This window comes from Halomonas sp. SIMBA_159, assembly GCF_046536035.1.
In the GTDB taxonomy this organism is placed as follows: Bacteria; Pseudomonadota; Gammaproteobacteria; order Pseudomonadales; family Halomonadaceae; genus Vreelandella; species Vreelandella venusta_A.
Genome location: NZ_JAWJBT010001773.1, coordinates 1 through 231 on the forward strand (window position 1 = coordinate 1; position 231 = coordinate 231).

Below are 231 nucleotides of genomic sequence, written 5' to 3' on the forward strand. Positions count from 1 at the left end.
GGGCGGCTTCCTCGTAGCTGAAGCCGCTGGCGCCCACCAGGATCAGCGCCTCGCGCTGGTCGTCGGGCAGCCGGTCGAGCGCGCGCTGCAACTCCGTCAGGGAAATCCGGTGCTCCTGACTCGCGGGCACGGCCATCGCGGCGACCAGCGTGCCCTCCGGATCCTCGGCCTCGGTCTTCTTGCGGCGCCGGCCGTAGAACTCGTTGCGCAGGATCGTGCACAGCCAGGCGC

Annotated in this window: 1 protein-coding gene; it reads right to left on the minus strand. The window is 71.4% G+C overall.

All coding sequences use genetic code 11. The features are described 5' to 3' along the window. A partial coding sequence (locus R0J87_RS25295; RefSeq protein ID WP_498889773.1) for a sigma factor-like helix-turn-helix DNA-binding protein occupies positions 1-231 on the minus strand: 231 nt, incomplete at both ends.